This is a genomic window from Allosphingosinicella sp. (assembly GCF_036387215.1).
Classification (GTDB): domain Bacteria; phylum Pseudomonadota; class Alphaproteobacteria; order Sphingomonadales; family Sphingomonadaceae; genus Allosphingosinicella.
The window spans coordinates 1-4,744 of the sequence record NZ_DASVUE010000311.1 but is presented as its reverse complement, the minus strand read 5'-3'; the positions used below and the strand labels follow the sequence as shown (position 1 = coordinate 4,744).

The following is a 4,744-nucleotide window of genomic DNA, read 5'->3' as shown; positions in this document are numbered from 1 at the left end:
TGATGCTCAACGGCGCTGGCTTCCCAGCCACCGGCCGACGCTTCGGCAGCTATTATGGATACGGCCAATGAGAAAAGAGCTTGGTTCGCTGAGGCGTCTCGCACTCGGCCTTTCCGGCCTTGCCGCCGGCCTGACGCTCGCGCTCGCGGGGCCCGCATCCGCGGGTCCGACGCAGGTGACGCCTTATCTCGAAGTCGAGCAGGTGCTGAGTGCCGACCTCAACGAGGGCGACACGCTCACCTACACGTCGGTCGCCGTCGGCGTGGACGCGCAGACCAAGACGCGCCGGGTGGAGGCGCAGGTCAGCTACCGCTACGAGCGGCGGATCGCCTGGGAAGACGATCTGGCCGACGACGATATCCACACGGGCCTTGCACAGATGCGGGGCCATCTGGTCCCCAACATGGTCACTCTGAACGCCGGCGCGCTTGCAACGCGGGCGCGGAGCGGCGCCGGTGCCCCGATCTACGGCTTCGGCGGCGTCGACAGCGCCGGCCTCTCCGACGTCTACAGCGTCTATGCGGGACCGGACCTTTCGACGAAGGCCGGTCCGCTCGATGTCACCGCCAGTTATCGGCTTGGCTACGTCAAGGTGGACGACCACAATTTCGACTTCGTCACCCTTCCGGGCGGCGCCCGCTCGGACCGGTTCGACAGTTCCGTCAACCACAGCGTGTCGGCCAGCGTCGGCATGGCTCCCGGCCACCTGCCGGTCGGCTGGACCGTCGGCGCCGGCTACGTCCGCGAGGACCAGAACCGGCTCGACCAGCGCTTCGAGGGCAGGTTCATCCGCGGCGACGTGGTTCTTCCAGTCTCTCCGACCTTCGCCGTCACGGCAGGCGTTGGATATGAGAAAACCGAAGCTTCTCAACAGGATTTCAGGCGCAATTCAAACGGCGACCCAATTCTGACGCCGGGCGGGAACCTCATTGCCGATCCGACGCGGCCGCGGCTCCTGGCCTACGACCAGAGCGGCGTCATCTGGGATGCCGGAGTGATCTGGCGCCCAAGCCGCCGAACCGAGCTTCAGGCGCGGTTCGGCCGCCGCTACGGCAGCGAGACCTTCACCGGCTCCTTCCGGCACGAGCTCGGCTCGCGCCTCGCCATCACCGGCAGCGTCTATGACAGTATCGACAGCTTCGGCCGAATCATCGTCGCCGATCTGAAGAGCATGCCGACCAACTTCCAGGTGAACCGCAACCCGCTGAACCCGGGCGTGGGCGGCATCGGCGGCTGCGTGTTCGGCACCAAGGCCGGCACCGGCGCCTGCCTCGGCGATGCGCTCTCCTCGGTCAGCAGCACCAACTTCCGCCATCGCGGCGCAAGCTTCCTGCTCTCCGGCGAGCGCGGCCTTTGGTCCTACGGCCTCGGCGCCGGCTACGCCCAGCGCAAATATCTGGCGCCGGTGGGCTTCTCGCTCGACCGCGTGAAGGACGAGAGCTTCACCGTCAACGGCACTCTCAGCCGCGATCTCAGCCGCACCTCCGGCGTGGATTTCGATGCCTATGCAAGCTGGTACGACAGCGACCGGGCCGGCCTCGGCTCCTCGTTCGGCACCGGCATCACCGGCACCTATTACCGGACCCTGTTCTACGAGCGGCTTCAGGCGAACGCCTCGCTTGGCCTCTACACGACCAATTCGGACCAGCTCGACAGCACGGTCGCGCAGGCTCTGATCGGCCTCAGATACTCTTTCTAACGACGAGGGCAGGGTGCCCGACGGAGACGATTCGATGTACACCGAGCATTACGGCCTCACCGAACGGCCCTTCCAGCTAACGCCGGACGCGCGCTTCTATTTCGAGAGCCGCACCCATAAAAAGGCGATGGCCTATCTCGGCTACGGCCTCGCCCAGGGCGAAGGCTTCATCGTCATCACCGGCGATGTGGGCGCCGGCAAGTCGACGCTCGTCGCCCACCTGATGGAGACGATCGACCGCTCCCGCCTCAACGCGATCAACGTCGTCTCGACTCAGGTCGAAGGCACCGACATGCTCCGCCTGGCCGCTCAGGGCCTTGGTCTCGACACCCGCCGGGTGGAAAAAGCGCAGCTCCTTGAGCTGGTTGAGCAGCACCTTGAAGACGAGGCTCGAAAGGGCAAAAGGACTCTTCTGGTCGTCGACGAGGCGCAGAACCTGCCCGTCTCCGCGCTCGAAGAGCTGCGCATGCTCTCCAACTACCAGGTCGGCGGCAAGGCGCTGCTCCAGATCTTCCTGCTCGGCCAGCCGGAATTCCGCGATCAGCTCGCGCACAGCGCCGATCTCGAGCAGCTGCGCCAGCGGGTGATCGCCACCCATCATCTCGATCCGATGGGCGCCAATGAGGTCGAGCCCTATATCGTCCACCGCCTCAGCCTCGCCGGCTGGGACGGGCGCCCCGAGATCGAGCCGGCCGCTTTCGCCGAAATCTACCGCCACACCGGAGGCGTCCCGCGCCGCGTCAACCAGCTCGCCCAGCGCCTGCTCCTGTTCGGAGCGGTCGAGCAGCTGGACGTGATCGACGCCGAAGTGGTCGCGGCGGTCGTCGCCGACATGGCGGGCGACAACCAGCCGATGCACGAAGAGCGCGTGCTCCCGCTCCGCGGCGCGCACCTGTCCTCGGCTCCCATGCCGCAGTCGGCCGAGGCGGTGCGCGATTTCGCGCTCGAGCGCCGCGTCGCCGCGCTCGAAGCCCGGCTCGAGGAGCAGGAAGGGGCGCTTCGCCGCGTTTTGACTTTGCTCGTCGATTGGGTCGAGAATGATGCCGAGCCGGTGAGCTACCGCCACAACGCTGCCTGATCCGGCCATGAGGGACTGTGATGTTGAATGCCCTCTCGGTGGATGTCGAGGATTGGTTCCAGGTCGGCGCCTTTGAAAAGGTGATCGCCCGCGACGCGTGGGACACGCTCCCGCACCGGGTCGAGCGGAATTCCGACGCCGTCCTGGCGCTGTTCGACCGCGCGGGCGTGAAGGGCACCTTCTTCACCCTCGGATGGGTGGCCGAGCGCTACCCGGCGCTTGTCCGCCGGATCGTCGATGCCGGACACGAGATCGCGAGCCACGGCTGGGATCACCAGCGGGTCTTCACGATGAATGCGGATGCATTCCGCGCCGATCTCCGCCGCGCCCGCAGCGCCATAGAGGATGCGGGCGGCCAAGCCGTCACCGGCTACCGCGCCCCAAGCTTCTCGATCGACAAACGTACCCCCTGGGCTCATGAGGTGCTGGCCGAGGATGGCTATGCCTATTCCTCCAGCGTCGCCCCCATTCGCCACGATCATTATGGCTGGCCCGAAGCGCCCCGCTTCGCGCACCGGCCTCTTGCCAATTCCGACCTGATCGAGCTCCCCGTCACCACCGTGGAACTCGCGGGAAAGCGCATGGCGGCGGGCGGCGGCGGCTTCTTCCGGCTGCTTCCGTACCGTTTCTCGAGCTGGGCGGTCGGCCGGGTCAATGGCCGCGAAGCCCGCCCGGCGGTCTTCTACTTCCACCCGTGGGAGATCGATCCCGGCCAGCCGCGCGTCGAACGAGCGCCGGTCAAATCGCGCCTCCGCCATTACAGCAATCTTTCAGGAATGGAAGGCAAGCTACTGAAACTGCTTCGCTCTCATCCCTGGGGCAGGACCGACGCCGTGGTCGCTTCCGAGCGGGCGAGGCTTCAATGAACGCCTTCTCGCCAGTCTCCGGGCTCGCCGTCCGCACCGCCGAAGCTTCCGATCTTCCGCGCATCCGCGCCTTCCCGGGCGCCGAGCTATTCCACCGCCCCGAATGGAGCCGTGCCGTCGAACAAGGCTGCCGCCAGCGCAGCCACTATCTGATCGCTGAAAGCGCCGACGGCGGGCTCGCAGGCATCCTCCCGCTCACCGAGATGCGCTCGCCTTTGTTCGGCTCCGCGCTCGTCTCCGCCGGCTTCGGCGTCGGCGGCGGCATCCTTTCTTCCAGCGATGAGGCCGTGGAGGCTCTCGCCGAAGCCGCCTGGGCACTCGCCCAGCGCCTCGGCTGCAGCTCGGTCGAGCTTCGCGGAGGACAGCTCCCCACCAGCTGGGAGCGCAAGGAGGGCACCTACGCCGGCTTCGCCCGCGACCTGCCCGCCGACGACGACGCAATCCTGAAATCCGTTCCCCGCAAGCAGCGCGCCGAAGTCCGCCGCGCCCAGGGCCTCGGCTTCGACGTCAGCATCGGCCGCGCACCCGCGGACCGCGACGCCCATTACCGCGTCTATTCGGAAAGCGTCCGCAACCTCGGTACCCCCGTCTTCCCGCGCGCCCTTTTCGAGGCGATGCTGAACGCCTTCGGAGACGATGCCGACATCCTCACGGTTCGGCACAACGACGCCCCCGTCGCAAGCGTCCTCAGCTTCTACCATCAAGGTACCGTCTATCCCTATTGGGGCGGCGGCACCCACGCCGCCCGCACATTGCGCGCCAACGAGCATATGTATTTCGAGCTGATGCGCCACGCCGCCCGCCGAGGCTGCACCCGCTTCGATTTCGGCCGCTCCAAGGTGGGCACCGGCGCTTATTCCTACAAGAAGAATTGGGGCTTCGATCCGCAGCCGCTCGCCTACGCCGTGAAGGGCGAAGCGCGCGAAACCAACCCCTTGAGCCCCAAATACCGCCTCCAGGTCGCACTCTGGCAGAAGCTCCCGCTCTCCATCGCCAACCTGCTCGGCCCACCGATCGCCCGGGGCCTCGGCTGATGCGCGACATTCTCTTCCTCGCCCACCGGATCCCATACCCGCCCGACCGCGGCGACAAGATCCGCTC

The 4,744-nt window shown here is 66.9% G+C and carries 4 protein-coding genes; all 4 read left to right on the top strand.

Features of this window, described 5'->3' with window-relative positions; genetic code table 11:
* Positions 1 to 67: 67 nt before the first annotated feature.
* From VF662_RS12675 to VF662_RS12660, 4 genes are read left to right on the top strand one after another with little or no spacing between them, the layout of a single operon-like run.
* Positions 68 to 1,699, top strand: a complete 1,632-nt coding sequence (locus VF662_RS12675) for a hypothetical protein (protein WP_464141772.1) — start codon at positions 68 to 70, stop codon at positions 1,697 to 1,699.
* A gap of 34 nt (positions 1,700 to 1,733) precedes the next feature.
* Positions 1,734 to 2,777, top strand: coding sequence for an XrtA/PEP-CTERM system-associated ATPase (locus VF662_RS12670; RefSeq protein WP_464141774.1), 1,044 nt, complete (start codon positions 1,734 to 1,736; stop codon positions 2,775 to 2,777).
* Positions 2,778 to 2,797: 20 nt separating this feature from the next.
* Complete coding sequence (locus tag VF662_RS12665; protein ID WP_464141768.1) at positions 2,798 to 3,643, top strand: XrtA system polysaccharide deacetylase; 846 nt, start codon at positions 2,798 to 2,800, stop codon at positions 3,641 to 3,643.
* A complete protein-coding gene (locus VF662_RS12660; RefSeq protein ID WP_464141765.1) occupies positions 3,640 to 4,677 on the top strand; it encodes a FemAB family XrtA/PEP-CTERM system-associated protein in 1,038 nt (345 codons plus the stop codon). The genes VF662_RS12665 and VF662_RS12660 overlap by 4 nt, the downstream gene beginning before the upstream one ends.
* Positions 4,678 to 4,744: the final 67 nt, after the last annotated feature.

Bases quoted from the DNA above. Each gene is read 5' to 3' on its own strand.
- VF662_RS12675 (WP_464141772.1), top strand. From the start codon at position 68: ATGAGAAAAGAGCTTGGTTCGCTGAGGCGTCTCGCACTCGGCCTTTCC.
- VF662_RS12670 (WP_464141774.1), top strand. From the start codon at position 1,734: ATGTACACCGAGCATTACGGCCTCACCGAACGGCCCTTCCAGCTAACG.
- VF662_RS12665 (WP_464141768.1), top strand. From the start codon at position 2,798: ATGTTGAATGCCCTCTCGGTGGATGTCGAGGATTGGTTCCAGGTCGGC.
- VF662_RS12660 (WP_464141765.1), top strand. From the start codon at position 3,640: ATGAACGCCTTCTCGCCAGTCTCCGGGCTCGCCGTCCGCACCGCCGAA.